At 76.7% G+C, this 14,531-nt stretch carries 15 protein-coding genes; 7 read left to right on the top strand and 8 right to left on the bottom strand.

Annotated features, from left to right (window positions below; all coding sequences use genetic code 11):
• Position 1 precedes the first annotated feature (1 nt).
• Positions 2 to 367 carry a BlaI/MecI/CopY family transcriptional regulator gene (locus ACI780_RS14045; protein ID WP_456872700.1) on the bottom strand — a complete coding sequence of 122 codons (366 nt, stop codon included), beginning with the start codon at positions 365 to 367 and terminating at the stop codon, positions 2 to 4.
• Positions 368 to 538: 171 nt separating this feature from the next.
• On the opposite strand from ACI780_RS14045, the gene ACI780_RS14040 reads away from it, so the two are divergent.
• From ACI780_RS14040 to cydC, 3 genes are read left to right on the top strand one after another with little or no spacing between them, the layout of a single operon-like run.
• Positions 539 to 2,086 carry a cytochrome ubiquinol oxidase subunit I gene (locus tag ACI780_RS14040; RefSeq protein WP_457003592.1) on the top strand — a complete coding sequence of 516 codons (1,548 nt, stop codon included), beginning with the start codon at positions 539 to 541 and terminating at the stop codon, positions 2,084 to 2,086.
• A gap of 12 nt (positions 2,087 to 2,098) precedes the next feature.
• A complete protein-coding gene (gene cydB, locus ACI780_RS14035) occupies positions 2,099 to 3,106 on the top strand; it encodes a cytochrome d ubiquinol oxidase subunit II (RefSeq protein ID WP_457003590.1) in 1,008 nt (335 codons plus the stop codon).
• Positions 3,103 to 6,444 (top strand): thiol reductant ABC exporter subunit CydC, encoded by a 3,342-nt coding sequence (gene cydC, locus ACI780_RS14030; protein ID WP_457003588.1) that lies wholly within the window; start codon positions 3,103 to 3,105, stop codon positions 6,442 to 6,444. Before cydB ends, cydC begins: the two co-directional genes overlap by 4 nt.
• Here the strand turns inward: cydC and ACI780_RS14025 are convergent.
• Positions 6,441 to 6,731 carry a hypothetical protein gene (locus tag ACI780_RS14025; protein ID WP_456872696.1) on the bottom strand — a complete coding sequence of 97 codons (291 nt, stop codon included), beginning with the start codon at positions 6,729 to 6,731 and terminating at the stop codon, positions 6,441 to 6,443. The genes cydC and ACI780_RS14025 overlap by 4 nt on opposite strands.
• A gap of 96 nt (positions 6,732 to 6,827) precedes the next feature.
• The gene (locus tag ACI780_RS14020) at positions 6,828 to 7,490 is read right to left on the bottom strand and encodes a hypothetical protein (RefSeq protein ID WP_457003585.1); all 663 of its coding nucleotides are present in this window, start codon (positions 7,488 to 7,490) and stop codon (positions 6,828 to 6,830) included.
• A 19-nt stretch (positions 7,491 to 7,509) separates the two neighbouring features.
• Here ACI780_RS14020 and ACI780_RS14015 point away from each other — a divergent pair, with 19 nt between their 5' ends.
• A complete protein-coding gene (locus ACI780_RS14015) occupies positions 7,510 to 7,782 on the top strand; it encodes a hypothetical protein (protein WP_457003583.1) in 273 nt (90 codons plus the stop codon).
• Here ACI780_RS14015 and eutC read toward each other — a convergent pair.
• The 5 genes from eutC to ACI780_RS13990 form a co-directional block, all read right to left on the bottom strand.
• Positions 7,742 to 8,485 carry an ethanolamine ammonia-lyase subunit EutC gene (gene eutC, locus ACI780_RS14010; protein ID WP_457003581.1) on the bottom strand — a complete coding sequence of 248 codons (744 nt, stop codon included), beginning with the start codon at positions 8,483 to 8,485 and terminating at the stop codon, positions 7,742 to 7,744. The genes ACI780_RS14015 and eutC overlap by 41 nt on opposite strands.
• Positions 8,482 to 9,894: an ethanolamine ammonia-lyase subunit EutB gene (locus ACI780_RS14005; RefSeq protein WP_457003579.1), complete on the bottom strand. Its 1,413-nt coding sequence runs from the start codon at positions 9,892 to 9,894 to the stop codon at positions 8,482 to 8,484. Before ACI780_RS14005 ends, eutC begins: the two co-directional genes overlap by 4 nt.
• Positions 9,891 to 11,357 carry an ethanolamine permease gene (gene eat / locus ACI780_RS14000; protein ID WP_457003577.1) on the bottom strand — a complete coding sequence of 489 codons (1,467 nt, stop codon included), beginning with the start codon at positions 11,355 to 11,357 and terminating at the stop codon, positions 9,891 to 9,893. Before eat ends, ACI780_RS14005 begins: the two co-directional genes overlap by 4 nt.
• A 112-nt stretch (positions 11,358 to 11,469) precedes the next feature.
• Entirely contained in the window at positions 11,470 to 12,351 is an 882-nt protein-coding gene (locus ACI780_RS13995) for an SDR family NAD(P)-dependent oxidoreductase (protein ID WP_456872690.1), read from the bottom strand.
• Between the two features lie 36 nt (positions 12,352 to 12,387).
• Positions 12,388 to 12,804 carry a hypothetical protein gene (locus tag ACI780_RS13990; protein ID WP_457003574.1) on the bottom strand — a complete coding sequence of 139 codons (417 nt, stop codon included), beginning with the start codon at positions 12,802 to 12,804 and terminating at the stop codon, positions 12,388 to 12,390.
• 100 nt (positions 12,805 to 12,904) lie between these two features.
• Between ACI780_RS13990 and ACI780_RS13985 the strand changes: the two genes are divergently transcribed.
• The 3 genes from ACI780_RS13985 (at position 12,905) to ACI780_RS13975 (ending at position 14,500) form a co-directional block, all read left to right on the top strand.
• Positions 12,905 to 13,531 carry a hypothetical protein gene (locus tag ACI780_RS13985; protein ID WP_456872688.1) on the top strand — a complete coding sequence of 209 codons (627 nt, stop codon included), beginning with the start codon at positions 12,905 to 12,907 and terminating at the stop codon, positions 13,529 to 13,531.
• Between the two features lie 64 nt (positions 13,532 to 13,595).
• On the top strand, positions 13,596 to 13,865 hold the full coding sequence (locus ACI780_RS13980; protein WP_457003572.1) for a DUF2277 domain-containing protein: 270 nt from the start codon (positions 13,596 to 13,598) through the stop codon (positions 13,863 to 13,865).
• A gap of 104 nt (positions 13,866 to 13,969) precedes the next feature.
• Positions 13,970 to 14,500: a hypothetical protein gene (locus ACI780_RS13975; RefSeq protein WP_089404181.1), complete on the top strand. Its 531-nt coding sequence runs from the start codon at positions 13,970 to 13,972 to the stop codon at positions 14,498 to 14,500.
• Positions 14,501 to 14,531: the final 31 nt, after the last annotated feature.

Here is a 14,531-nt window from a genome sequence, read left to right as displayed (position 1 = left end):
GTCAGCGGGAGCCGGCGTCCGGCGCGCTCCCGTCCAGCAGCTGCCGCAGCATCCGGGCCTCCTCGGGGTCGACGCCGCCGACGAACCGGGCCAGCACCGCCTGCCGGTCACCGGAGCGGCCGAGCACCTCGTGCATGAGCTCGGCGGCGTGCTGCTCGCGGGTGGCCCGCGGGCGGAAGCGGCGCGGCCGGGCGTCGTCGTGCTCGACGAAGCCCTTGCCCTCCAGGCGGGACAGGACGGTGTGCACGGTGGTCAGCGCCAGCTCGCGGTCGGCCAGCGCGTCGCGCAGCTCCGCCGCCGCGACCGGCCCCTCGGCCGCCCACAGCACGTCCATGACGGTGCGCTCCAGGTCCCCCAGCGACGCCACGACCCCTCCTGTCCGACGGTTCTACCCAGCGTAGAACGCGCCCGCCACCGGGTGCACGCACCCTGTCGCGCACATCACCCCCGACCTCTTCTACGGGTCGTAGAGAAGTAGTTCTACGAGGCGTAGAAAGGAGGTGTCGCCGGGGGTACCGGCAGGTGAGGAGCAGGTGGCGTGGACGTCCTCGACATCGCCCGGTGGCAGTTCGGCATCACGACCGTCTACCACTTCCTGATGGTCCCGCTGACCATCGGCCTGGGCATCCTGGTCGCGGTGATGCACACGATGTGGGTGCGCACCGGCAAGCCGGAGTGGCTGCGGATGACCCGCTTCTGGGGCCGCGTGTACCTGGTCAACTTCGTGCTCGGCGTGGCCACCGGCCTGGTCCAGGAGTTCCAGTTCGGCCTGGCGTGGAGCGAGTACTCGCGCTTCGTGGGCGACGTCTTCGGCTCGCTGCTGGCGATGGAGGCGCTGCTGGCCTTCTTCCTCGAGTCGACGTTCCTCGGCCTGTGGATCTTCGGCTGGGGCCGCATCCCGAAGAAGCTGCACCTCGCCGCCCTGTGGGCCGCGGTGATCGGCTCGATCGTCAGCGCGTACTTCATCATCGCGGCCAACTCGTGGATGCAGCACCCGGTCGGCGTCACCGTCGGCGCCGACGGCCGCCCGCGGCAGGTCGACTTCCTCGCCGTCCTGACCAACAACACGGCTCTGGCCGCCTTCACCCACGCGATCGTCGCCGCGCTGATGGTCGCCGGCGCCCTGCTGGTCGGCATCGGCCTCTACCAGCTGCGGAAGCGGAAGCTGGCCCAGGCGCCCACCACCGACGTCGACCACTCGGTGTGGCGCCGCTCGGTCCGGCTCGGCGGGTACGTCTCGCTGGCGGCGTTCGTGTTGGTCGCCGTCACCGGTGACTGGCAGGGCAAGCTCATGTACCACCAGCAGCCGCTGAAGATGAGCTCGGCCGAGGCCCTGTGCGAGACCGAGGCACCGGCGCCGTTCTCCGTCTTCGCCTGGGCCAAGCTCGGCAGCAACGAGTGCGACGACGTGCACAGCTACACCATCCCGGGGCTGCTGTCCTTCCTGGCGCACGGCGACCTCTCCTCCCCCGTCCCCGGCATCGAGGAGCTGCAGGAGGAGTACGCCGCCGTCTACGGCGAGACCTACCCCGACGACCCGTCCTTCGGCGACCGCGCCGGGCAGCCGATCGACTACACCCCGGTGCTCGCGGCCACCTACTGGAGCTTCCGCCTGATGATCGGCATGGGCGGGGTGTCGGCGGGGGTGGCGGCCTACGCCCTGTGGGCCACCCGCCGCGGCCGGGTCCCGACGTCGCGGATCGGGGTCTACGGCTCGCTGGCCGCCGTCGGCGCGCCGTTCGTGGCCAACGCCGCGGGCTGGGTCTTCACCGAGATCGGCCGCCAGCCCTTCGTCGTCTACCCCAACCCCGACGTCCCCGTGGCCGAGCAGGTGTGGTTCTTCACCGCCCAGGCCGTCTCCCCCGGCGTCACCGCCGCCGAGGTGTGGACCTCGCTGATCAGCCTGGCCCTGCTCTACGGCGTGCTCGCCGTCGTCGAGCTGGCCATCCTCGTCCGGCTGTTCCGCCGCGGCGTCACCACCGGGGACACCACGGCGACGCCACCGGCTGTCGGGTCGTCCCGGGAGGACGACGACCGGCCCGACGACGACCGCAGCGACGACGACGTCCTCTCCTTCGCGTACTAGGAGCTCCTGACCATGGACCTGCAGACCCTGTGGTTCGCCGCCGTCGCGGTGCTGTGGACCGGTTTCCTGCTGCTCGAGGGGTTCGACTTCGGCGTCGCGGCGCTGCTGCCGGTGCTCGGCCGGCGGACGGCGGACCGCCACCTCATGCTGCGGACGATCGGCCCGGTGTGGGACGGCAACGAGGTCTGGCTGATCACCGCCGTCGGCGCGGTGTTCGCCGCCTTCCCCGGCTGGTACGCGACCTGGCTCCCGGCCCTGTACCTGCCCTTCGTCGTGGTGCTGCTCGGCCTGATCGTGCGGGCGGTGGCCTTCGAGTGGCGGCACTCCTCGCACGACCCGCGCTGGGACGCCGCCTGGACCCGCGTCATCACCGGCGGCTCGCTGGTGGCCGCGGCCGGCGTCGGCGCGGCGCTGGGCGCCACCACGCTGGGGCTGCCGATCGACGGCGACGGCGCCCGGGTCGGCGGGGCGTTCGCGGGCCTGGGCTGGTCCTCGCTGCTCGGCGCGGCCGCGGTGCTCGGCTTCTCGGCGGTGCACGGCGCGCTGTTCCTCGCGCTCAAGACCGACGGCCCGGTGCGGCTGCGGGCGCGGGCGTTCGCGCTGCGCTGGTCGCCGGTGGCCGCGCTGCCGCTGCTGGCCTGGGCGGGGCTGGTGCAGCTGCGCTCGGGCACGCCGGTCACCGCGGTGCTGTGGCTGCTGGCCGCGCTGGCCGTCGTCGTCACCTGGACCCGGGTGCGGCTGGACCGCGAGGGGCAGGCCTTCGCGGGCTGGGCCACCGTGCTGCTGGCCTCGGCGGCCACCCTGTTCGGCTCGGCGTTCCCGGTGGTCGTGCCCTCGACGCTCGACCCGGCGTTCGACGTGACGATCGCCGCGGCCTCGGTCAGCGACTACACGCTCACCGTCATGACCTGGGTGGCCGCGGTCGGCCTGCCGGTGGTGCTGGCCTACCAGGCGTGGACGTACTGGGTGTTCCGCCGGCGGCTGACCGCCGAGCCCGTGCACGAGCCGGTCGCCGCGTGACCGCGCGGGGTCCGCTGGCGCCGCTGGCCGGTGTGCCGGGGCTGCCCGGCGCGCTCGCCCGGGCGGCGGCCGCCGCCCTCGGGTCGACGGCGGGGCTGGTGCTGCTCGCCGCCGGCCTGGCGCACGCCGTCGCCCGGGCCGCGGGGTACGCCGACGGCGCGGTGACCGGACCGCTCGCGCTGGCCGCCGCCGGGGCGCTGCTGCGCGCGGTCGCCGGGACCCTCGGCGAGCGGGCCGCCGCCCGCGACGCCCGCCGCGCCGAGGACGCGCTGCGCCGCTCCCTGCTCGACCGGCTGGCCGCCTCCCCGGCCGCGGTCGCCGCCGCCGGCGGTCCCGCACCCGCCGCGGTGCTGGCCACCACCCGGCTCGCTGACCTCGCGCCCGGCCTGGCCGGCTACCTCCCCGCGCTGGCGCAGGCCGCCGTCGTCCCGCCGGTGCTGCTGGTGGTGCTCGCCGCCACCGACCTGCTCTCGGCCGGCCTGGTCGCGGTCACCCTGCCGCTGGTGCCGCTGTTCCTGGCGCTGGTCGGGCTGGCCACGCGCGACGGCACCGCCGGCGCCGCCCGGGCGCTGGACCGGCTGGCGGCGCACGTCGCCGAGCTGGTCCGCGGGCTGCCGGTGCTGGTGGGCCTCGGCCGCGCCGCCGAGCAGGTGGCCGCGCTCGCCGAGCTGGGCGAGGCCTCGCGCCGGCGGACCCTCGCCACGCTGCGGCTGGCCTTCCTCTCCGCGCTGGTCCTCGAGCTCATCGCCACGCTGTCGGTCGCGCTGGTCGCGGTCACCGTGGGCCTGCGGCTGGTGCACGGCGACCTCGACCTCGCCGTCGGGCTCACCGCGCTGCTGCTGGCGCCCGAGGCGTTCGCCCCGCTGCGCGCTCTCGGCACCGCCCACCACGCCGGGGAGGCGGCGACGCTGGCCGCCGCCGAGGCCCGGGCGGTGCTCACCGCGCCCGCCGGCCGCTCGCCGGTGACCCCGGCCGACGGCGGGGACCCGCGCGGCGCCGACGTCGCCGTCACCGGGCTGACCGTGCGCCACCCCGGCCGGGCGGTACCCGCGCTGCCGCCCACCGACCTCGCGCTGCACCCCGGCGAGCTGGTCGTGCTGCGCGGCGCCAGCGGCTCGGGCAAGTCGACCCTGCTGGCCGCCCTGACCGGCGCCCTCGACCCGGCCGCCGACGTCGCCGGCACGGTCACGGGGGTCCCCGACGGCGGCGTCGCGCTGGTCGCCCAGCACCCGCGGACGACGGCGCCGACGGTCGCCGACGAGCTGCGCCGGCACGGGGCCGGCGCCGACGACCTCGTCGCCGAGGCCCTGGAGCGGGTGGGCGCCGCCGACCTGGCCGGCCGCGACTGCACCACCCTCTCCCCCGGCGAGCTGCAGCGCGTGGCGGTGGCCCGGGCGCTGGTGCGGGTCCGCCGCGGCGCCCGCCTGCTGCTGCTCGACGAGCCGACCGCGCACCTCGACGGGGCCTCGGCCGCCCGCGTCGCCGCCGTCCTCGCGGGCCTCCGCGGGACCGTCACCGTCCTGCTGGTCACCCACGACCCGGCGCTGGCCGGGCTCGCCGACCGCACGGTTGCGCTGCCCGCGGTGCCGGCCGTCCCCGCCGCTGCGCCCCCTGCCCCCGCGAGATCGGCGGTCTCGTGGCGATCAGCGCCCGATGGCCACGGGAGCGCCGATCTCGCGGGGGACGCAGCCGGGCCGACGACGGCGCTGGGCTGGCCGCGGCGGGCGCTGCTGCGCGCGGTCGCGGCCGGCACCGCCTCGGCCGGCGCGGGCGTCGCGCTCACCGCGGTGAGCGGCTGGCTCATCGTGCGCGCGGCGGAGATGCCGCCGATCCTCACGCTGCTGGTGGCCATCGTCGGCGTGCGGGCCTTCGGCCTGGGGCGGGCCGGGATGCGCTGGGTCGAGCGGCTCACCGCGCACGACGCCGCGCTGCGGATGGCCGCCGACCTGCGGGTGCGGGTGTGGCGGGCGCTGGCCGCGCAGGGCGTGGCCGCCGACCGGACGCCGGGCAGCGCGCTGGCGCGGGTCGTCGGCGACGTCGGGCTGGTGCAGGACCTCTCGGTGCGCGTCGTGCCGCCGGCCCCGGTCGCCGCCACCGTCCCGGCGCTGACCGTCGCCGCGCTGGCGCTGGTCTCCCCCGCCGCCGCGGGCGCCGCCGGTCTCGTGCTGGCCGGCACCGCCGCGCTGGTGCTGCTGGTGCACCGCCGGGTCGACGCCGGCGCCGCCCGCGCGGAGGGCACGCTGCGGGTGGCCGCGCTGCGCGACGTCACCACGGCGCTCGAGGGCGCGGCGGACCTGCGGGCCCACGGCCTGGCCGCCACCACCGCCGCCGACCTCGCCGCCGTCGCCGCCCGGCGCTCCGCCGTCGCCGCCACCGGCGCCCGCGCCGGCGCCCTGGGGAGCGGGCTGGTCGTCCTCGGCACCGGCCTGGCCGCGGTGCTGGCGACCGCGGTCGGTGCCGGTGCCGGGCTGCCCGGCCCGCAGGTCGCGGTGCTCGGCCTGGCGCCGCTGGCCCTGGCCGAGCCGCTGGCCGGGCTGGTGTCCGCGCTGCAGCGTCGCGGCGCGCTGACCGACGCCCGCGGCCGCCTCGACGCCGTCCTCACCGCCCCGGTGCCCGCCGACCCCGCCGAGCCGCGGCCGGCCCCGGCGCCGGTGCGCGACCTCGCCGTCACCGATGTGACCGCCGGCTGGCCCGGGGGGCCGGACGTGCTGCGCGGGCTGACCGCGTCGGCGGCGGCCGGCGGCGGCTGGCTGGTCGTGCGCGGCCCGTCGGGCGCGGGCAAGTCGACGTTCCTCGCGGTGCTGCTGGCCGCCCTGCGCCCGCGCGGCGGCCGCTACACCCTCGGCGGGGTCGACACCGCCGCGCTGACCGGGGACGCCATCCGCTCGCGGGTGGCCTGGCTGCCGCAGGAGGCGCACGTGTTCGCCTCGACCGTCCGCGCGAACCTGGCGCTGGCCGCGCCGCGCGGCGAGCTGACCGGCGCCGACGGCGAGGCGCGGATGACTGCCGCGCTCACCGCCGCCGGCCTCGGCCCGCTGCTGGCCGGGCTGCCGCAGGGCCTCGACACCCCGGTCGGCGCCGGCGGCACCGCGCTGTCGGGCGGGGAGCGGCGGCGGCTGGCCGCGGCCCGGGCGCTGCTGGCCGACCGCGACGTCGTCCTGCTCGACGAGCCCACCGCGCACCTGGACCCGCCGACGGCGGCCGCGCTGGTCGCCGACCTGCGCCGGGCGCTGGCCGGCCGGGTGGTGGTGTGCGTGACCCACGACGACGCCGTCGAGCGGGACGGTGACACCGTGCTGCGGCTGGGCGCCGGGGCCGCGACTCCGGCACTCGTCTAGCGCGGCGGGACCCGGCGGACCTCGAAGCCGGGGCTGCGGGGCAGGCCGGCGTCGGCGACCAGCGGCACCCCGGCGGGGTCGCCGAGCAGGCCGGGGGCGCCGCCCCCGAGGTGCGCGGCCAGGCGGTCGAGCAGCTCGGGGCGCACCCGGATCTCCCGCGGCGGGGCGGCGCCGGGCTCCCAGGCGACGGCGAGCAGGTGCCGGCTCAGCAGGTCGCCGGCGGGGCGCAGCGGAGGGAGCGGAGCAGCCGGGGCGGTGCTGCGGACGGCGAGGGTGGCGGTGGCCATGGCGAGCCTCCTGGGCGGTTCCCCGTGCTCGGTGCAGCTGTCTTCTCTGAGGTCCTGCCTACCCCTGAGGTGTGACGGTTCCGGGCTGATACCGGGTCAGCCGGCGGGGGCGTCGACCGGGACGTCGACCGGGACGTCGACCGGGATCTCGGCGCCGAGCGTGGCGCCCTGCAGCAGCCGCAGGTCGTCGCCGGACCAGAAGCTGCCCGGGTCGTACCAGTTGCGCGGCCGGTCGGCGGGCAGCAGCCCCATCGCCGTGTAGGTGGCCGCGACCAGCTCGGCGCAGAACACCGTCTCGGCCGCCGTGCCCCGGCGCAGCCGCCCGTTCAGCCAGCCGCCGACCAGCCCGCGGGTGGTCGGGAAGGGCCGGCCGTCGAAGCGCGCGACCGTCCGCAGGACGGCGTCCTCCATCTCCCGGGTCACCCCGCCGTCGTCGGCGGGGCCGACCAGCTGCCGCAGCCAGGCGCGCTGCCCGTAGCGCTGCCGCCACGTGAGGACGGCGTCGCGCAGGTCGTGCAGCTGCACGCCGCGCTGGTGCTGCCCGGTCCAGGCGTCGGGCAGCGAGCGGCCGAGCTCGGCGTGCCACAGCAGCGGCGGGAGGTCGTCGAGGACGACGGCCATGCCGACGTGGTTGACCGGTGCGTTGGTCAGCGCCCGGATGGCGCGGTCGGCGACCGAGGCGCCGCGGAAGACCCAGACGTCGCCGGTGCGGGTGAGCTCGACCGCCTCGTCGAGCGGCAGGGGGCGCGGCGGGGTCACGCGGCTACGGTAGGCGACCGTGCACGTCCCGAAGCGGCTCTGGAAGGTCCTCGGCCTGGCCGGGCTGGCCGGTGTCGCGGCCACCGGCGCGGTGCTGGTCCGCGACGAGCGGCAGCGCCGCGCCCACACGCCCGACGAGGTCCGCGCCCGGCTGCACGAGCGGCACGCCGCGGCGGGCGGCGGTCCCGACGACGAGCCGCCCGGCCCGGTCGAGGTGCCGCCCCGCCGCCGGCTCCCCCGCCTGCCCCGGCTCAGCCGGCGCCGGGCGGCAGCGCCGGGCCCTCGTCCTTGAGCACGACGCCGGACGCCCCGAGCTCGCGGGCGGCGGTCAGCAGCGCGGCGACGGTGTCGGCGGCCTGCGCGTAGGACATCCCGTGCGGCGGGCGGACGTTGGACACGCAGTTGCGCTCGGAGTCCACCCGCCCCGGGCGCGGGTCCCAGGTCAGGTAGACGCCGAGGGAGTCCGCCGACGACAGTCCCGGCCGCTCCCCGACGAGCACCACGACCGCGCGGGCGCCGAGGGCCTCCCCCACCGCGTCGCCGAGCGCCACCCGCGCCTGGGTGGCGACCACCGGCGGCGCCAGCGACCAGCCGGGCAGCCGCTCGCGCAGCGCGGCGACCAGCCCGGGCCCGTGCTCGTGCACCGCGCGGGGGGAGAGCCCGTCGGCCAGCACGACGGCGAGGTCGGCGTCGACCCGCGGCAGCGCCGTCCCCTCGGCCGGCCGGCGACCGAGGTCGGGGCGCTGCAGGTAGGTGGCCCGGTCGGGCGCGGCGGAGGCGACCACGAGCACCTCGCCGCCCAGCTCCGCCGTGAGCGCCTCGACGTCCAGCGGGGAGTGCACGGCGTCGCGGGCGGCGGCGTGCGCGGCGCGGAACTCCAGCTCGCGGTGCGTGGGCAGCGCGTCCCCGGCCCGGCCGAGCGCCACCCGCGCGCGGGTGGCCGACCGCAGCACCGACCACGGGTCGTCCCCGACGACGGTCACGGCGTCGCTCACGGGGTCGCCGCCGCGAGCAGGGCCCGCGCCGCCGGCGCGTCGGGGGCGAGCTCGCGCACCCGGCCGGCGTCGTCGAGCAGGTCCATGCGGGCCAGCCACGCCTCGAACTCCGGCGCCGGCCGCAGCCCCAGCACCGAGCGGGTGGTCAGCACGTCGGAGAACGACAGCGACTGGTAGTGCAGCATCACGTCGTCCATCCCGGGGACGGCGATGAGGAACGAGCAGCCGGCCGTGCCGAGCAGCAGCATGAGCGAGTCCATGTCGTCCTCGTCGACCTCGGCGTGGTTGGTGTAGCAGACGTCCACGCCCATCGGCAGGCCGAGCAGCTTGCCGCAGAAGTGGTCCTCCAGCCCCGCGCGCAGCACCTGCTTGCCGTCGTAGAGGTACTCCGGGCCGATGAACCCGACGACGGTGTTGACCAGCAGCGGCGAGAACTGCCGGGCGACGGCGTAGGCACGGGTCTCCAGGGTCTGCTGGTCGACCGGCCGCCCGCCGATGCCGAGGTGCGCGCCGGCCGACAGCGCCGAGCCCTGCCCGGTCTCGAAGTACGTGACGTTCTCGCCCACGGTGCCGCGGCGCAGCGCCAGCGCCCCGGCGCGGGCCTCGGCGAGCAGGTCGAGGGTGACGCCGAATCCGCGGTTGGCCTCCTGGGTGCCGGCCACCGACTGGAACACCAGGTCCACCGGTGCCCCCTGCTCCAGCGCCCGCAGCGTGGTGGTGACGTGGGCCAGCACGCACGACTGGGTGGGGATCTCGTAGCGGCCGATCACCGCGTCGACCAGCTCCAGCAGCGCCACGGTGCGGGCCGGTGAGTCGGTGGCCGGGTTGATGCCGATGACCGCGTCGCCCGAGCCGTGCAGCAGCCCGTCGAGGATGGAGGCGGTGACCCCGACCGGGTCGTCGGTGGGGTGGTTGGGCTGCAGCCGCGACGCCAGCCGGCCGGGCAGCCCGATCGTGCTGCGCAGCCCGGTCACCACCCGCGTGCGCCGGCCGACGGCGACCAGGTCGGCGTTGCGCATCAGCTTCGACGTCGCGGCCACCATCTCCGGGGTCAGCCCGGGCGCCAGCGCGCTGATCGCCGCCTCGTCGCCGGCCGCCGCCCAGGCCAGCAGCCGGTCGCGGAACTCCCCCACCGTCAGCGACGCCACCGGCGCGAAGGCCGCGGCGTCGTGGGTGTCGAGGACGAGGCGGGTGACGTCGTCCTCGTCGTAGCCGACCACCTGCTCGTCGAGGAAGGTGGCCAGCGGCAGGTCGGCGAGCACGGTCTGCGCGGCCACCCGCTCGGCGGCCGACCCCGCCGCGCACCCGGCGAGCACGTCGCCGGAGCGCAGCGGGGTGGCCTTCGCCATCAGCTCGACCAGCGTCGGGAACTCGTACGTGTGCCCGCCGAGCGTCGTCCGGCGGATCACCGGACGTCGTCCTCGGCCTCGGCGAGCAGCTCGAACTCCTCCTCCGGCGCGGAGGCGACCAGGTGGTGGCGGCTGTAGAGCGCGAACCAGGCGAGGAAGACCACGTAGGCCGCGAGCGTCCACAGCGCGGCGGTCACGTCGACGAGGAAGGTGGCCACCACCGCGGCGGCCGCCAGCACGAGCGCGACGCCGGTGGTCGCCGTCCCGCCGGGGGTCCGGTACGGGCGCGGAAGCGCGGGCTCGCGGCGGCGCAGCACGATGTGGCTGACCATCATCAGCACGTAGGAGACCGTCGCCCCGAAGACGGCCATGTTGAGCAGCATCGCGCCCTGGCCGGTCAGCGACAGCAGGAACCCGATCGCGCCGGGGACGAGCAGCGCCAGCACCGGCGCCTTCCGGGAGTTGGTCACCGACAGCGCCCGCGGCAGGTAGCCGGCGCGGGACAGCGCGAAGGTCTGCCGCGAGTAGGCGTAGATGATCGAGAAGAAGCTGGCCACCAGGCCGAACAGGCCGGCGTAGTTGACGACGTCGGTCAGGCCCTCGGAGGCCCCTGCCCCGGCCAGCGAGTCGACCGGCGGGTTGCCCGACTCCATGATCGCCGACGAGCCGGCCGCGCCCGGGGTGAACACCAGCATGAGGACGGCGAGCACGACCAGCACGCCCATCGCGGCGACGATCCCGCGCGGCATCGACCGGGCCGGGTCGCGGGCCTCCTCGGCGGCCAGCGGCACGCTCTCCACGGCGAGGAAGAACCAGATCGCGAAGGGGAACGCCGCCCAGATCCCCATCAGCCCGTACGGCAGGAACGACGAGGCGCCGGCCGCGTCGGTGGGCGCGATGTCGAGCAGGTTGCCGGCGTCGAACTGCGGGACGGCGCCGACGAGGAAGACCACCAGCCCGGCCAGGGCGACGACGGTGACGGCGAACATCGCCTTGAGCGCCTCGCCGACGCCCATCAGGTGGATGCCGATGAACAGCGCGTAGACGACGAGGTAGACCCACCAGCCGTCGGTGATCCCGAACAGCCCGAGGGACTCGACGTAGGCGCCGATGAACGTGGCGATCGCCGCCGGCGCGATGGCGTACTCGATGAGCACCGCGACGCCGGTGGCGTACCCGCCCCAGGGGCCCAGCGCGCGGCGGGCGAAGGTGTAGCCGCCGCCGGCGGTCGGCAGCGCCGAGCCGAGCTCGGCCAGACCGAAGACCATCGCGGTGTACATGACCGCCATGAGCACGACGGCGACCAGCAGGCCGCCGAAGCCGCCCTCGCCCAGGCCGAAGTTCCAGCCGGCGTAGTCACCGGAGATGACCGCCGACACGCCGAGCCCCGCCAGCAGCAGCCAGCCCGCCGTGCCGGTGCGCAGCCGGCGCTTCTCGAGGTAGCCGGCGTCGACCCGTTCGGCCTCCACGCCGCCGTGGGCCGGCCGGGCGGAGGTGGAGCGGGCGGTGGGATCGGCGGTCATGGGCGCTCCCGCGGTCGGCCCGCCGTCGGCGGGGAGCGCCAGCCTGGCGCTGCGCCGGGCGCCCGGTCAACGGGCTGCGACGGAACGGAACACCCCGTTCACCAACGCCGGCTCACGGGATGCCGTGCCACCGCCCCTCCTCGGCGTTGCCGGCCGGCCGCGACTCGAACACGTTGCCCTCGGTGGGCTCGGTCCGGTGGTCGTCGGCGAGGGCGAACACCCGCAGCAGCGGCCCGACGAGGGCGTCGTAGACCGCGGGGAACAGCCGGAAGCCGAGGATGACGACCGGGTTGGCGAACCCGGACTGGACCAGCCGCCGCGGCCGGTCCAGCCGGGCGACGACCGAGCGGGCCACCCGCTCCGGGGAGTAGATCGGGATCGGCGGCCGGCCCTTGAGGCCGATGTAGCTGCCGGCCTGCGAGTAGATGGGGGTGTTGACGCCGCCGGGCGCCACCGCCGACACGGAGACGCCCGGGACGTCGCGGGTCTCCTGCTGCAGCACCCGGACCAGGCCCAGCTGACCCCACTTGGCGGCGATGTAGCTGCCCATGAGCGGCGTGGTCACCGACGCCAGCAGCGAGCTGACGACGACCAGGTGCCCCTCCTCCTGGCGGCGGAACACCGGCAGGACCACGCGGGCGAGGTTGGCGGTGCCGTGCAGCGCGGTGTCGACCACCCGCTCGTAAACCGCCCTGGGCACGTCCTCGACGCGGCCGTAGGCCACCACCTGCGCGGCGTGGACGACGACGTCGAGGCGGCCGAAGCGGGTCACCGCGCCGTCGACGGCGGTGCGCAGCGCCTCCTCGTCGAGCACGTCGGCCGGGCACACGACGACGTCGGCCGCGCCCTGCTCCTTCACCTCCGCCGCGGTCTCCTCCAGCGCCTCGCGGCCGCGGGCCAGCAGCAGCAGGTGCGCGCCCCGCTGGGCGAAGAGGCGGGCGGTGGCGCGGCCGATGCCGCTCGAGGCACCGGTGATCAGGACGGTCTGCGGCATGCGGGGCGTCTCCTCGGCTCGGTGGACGGCTCCCGGCTACCCAGGTCCGTTGTCCGCCATGCGATCGGGCACGTCGAGCCGGTCGAGGACGTCGAGCAGCCGGCCCGGTCCGGTCACCGCCGTCCCCTCCGCCAGCCGGGCGCGCAGCCCCCGGTCGGCGGTCACCGCGAGCACCGCGCGGCCCCGCGCGACCAGGTCGGCGGCGGTGGCGGCCAGGGCGTCGTCACCGCTGCCGGGTGCGCGCACCAGCCGGACGCCCCCGGGCGCCTCGACGTCGCGGGCGGCGCCCTCCACCACGACCACGACCTCGTCGACGACCGCGCCGTCCACGCGCCGGCCGGGCACGCGGGCCAGCCGCCGCAGCAGCCGGGCGGTGGCGCCGGCCCGGTCCCGCCACCAGCCGTCCGGGCGGGCGCCGACGACGTTGGCCGCGTCGACCAGCAGCACGGTCACGGCGTCCTCCTGTCGGGTGGACCGGGCGCCGCCCGGTTCGGGGTGATCACGATCGGGTACCCGCAGGTGAGACGCACGTTTCCCGAGACGAGGAGGACCGGTGGCGAGTTCCGACCGCACGCAGTACGACCACGACGCGACGGTGACCAGCGAGGGGGCGCACGCCACCCGCGGCCCCGCCCGCGACGCCGTCGACGCGCAGCGCGACCGCTTCGGCGGTATCGCCTGGGGAGCGGCGTTCTTCGGCTGGCTGTCGGCCAACGGGCTGGCCGTGCTGCTCATCGCCCTGGTGTCGGCGGCCGGGGTGGGCCTGGGCCTCGCGCAGGGCGTCGACAGCGTCGACGAGGCCACCGACCAGGCGGCCGGCATCGGCCTCGGCGGCGGGATCGCCGCGCTGGTGGTGCTGTTCCTCGCCTACCTCGCCGGCGGGTACGTCGCCGGCCGGATGGCGCGCTTCGACGGGATCAAGCAGGGGCTGGCGGTGTGGGTGATCGGCCTGCTGGTCGTCGTGTTGCTGGCCGGGCTCGGGTACGCGTTCGGCTCGGAGTACAACGTGCTGCAGCAGCTGGACCTGCCGCGCATCCCGGTCGACGAGGGCACCGCCACCACCGCCGGCATCGTCACGCTGGCCGCGATCCTGGTGGCCACGCTGGTCGGCGCGCTGCTCGGCGGCAAGCTCGGCACCCGCTACCACCGCAGGGTCGACCGCGTCGGCTACCGCGCCTGAGGTCCCGGAGGGCCCGGTCCCCGGATCGGGCCCTCCGGTCCTACCCCGGTCATACGCTGCGGGCATGTGCCGCAACATCCGCCCGCTGTCGAACTTCGAGCCGCCGGCGACCCACGACGAGGTCCACGCCGCGGCGCTGCAGTACGTGCGCAAGATCAGCGGCTCGGCCAAGCCGTCGCGGGTGAACGCCGAGGCCTTCGACCGCGCCGTCGCCGAGGTGGCCGCCGCCTCCGCCCGGCTGCTCGACGCGCTGGTCACCACGGCCCCGCCGAAGGACCGCGCCGTCGAGGCGGAGAAGGCCCGCGCCCGCGCCGCCCTCCGCTACGGGACCTGACGCGGCAGCGGGTCGTGCACGACCCAACTGCCGTCCGCGGGCATGGGGCGGGTCGGAACGGGTAGGTCGGGAACTCCGATCCCCCGAGCACCTGGAGTTCCGACATGGCCCGCAACACCCTGTCCCGCGCGCTGCACGACCTCGGCCTGTCCGCCTGGTTCGGTGGCACGCTGGCCAACGCCGTCGCCCTGAACGCCGCCGCGGCCGAGGCCGGCAAGGACACCGGCCGGGTCGCCAACGAGGGCTGGAACCGCTGGACGCCGGTCAACGCCGTCGCCATCGGCGCGCACCTCGTCGGCAGCGTGGGCCAGCTGATCGGCAACCGCGGCCGGGTGGCCCAGCAGCAGGGCGTGGCCGGCATGTCGGCGGCCAAGACGCTGCTGACCGCCGCCGCCCTGGGCGCCACCGCCTACAGCCGCTCGCTGGGCATGGTCGTCAACAGCCAGGACAACCCCTCGGCGAAGTCGGGCACCAAGCCGACCAAGCGCACGAAGGCCGAGATCGCCGCCGCGCAGGAGCAGCTGCAGACGCTGCAGTGGGTCATCCCGGCCCTGACCGGCGCGCTGGTGTGGGTGAGCTCCTACGCCGGTGAGCAGCAGCGCCCGAGCGAGGTCCTCAAGGGCGTCTCGCGCTGACCGCACCGCACACCGCACCGCGACCCACCGG

The organism is Geodermatophilus sp. SYSU D00814 (genome assembly GCF_054050055.1).
This window is presented reverse-complemented; position numbering and strand designations above follow the sequence as displayed.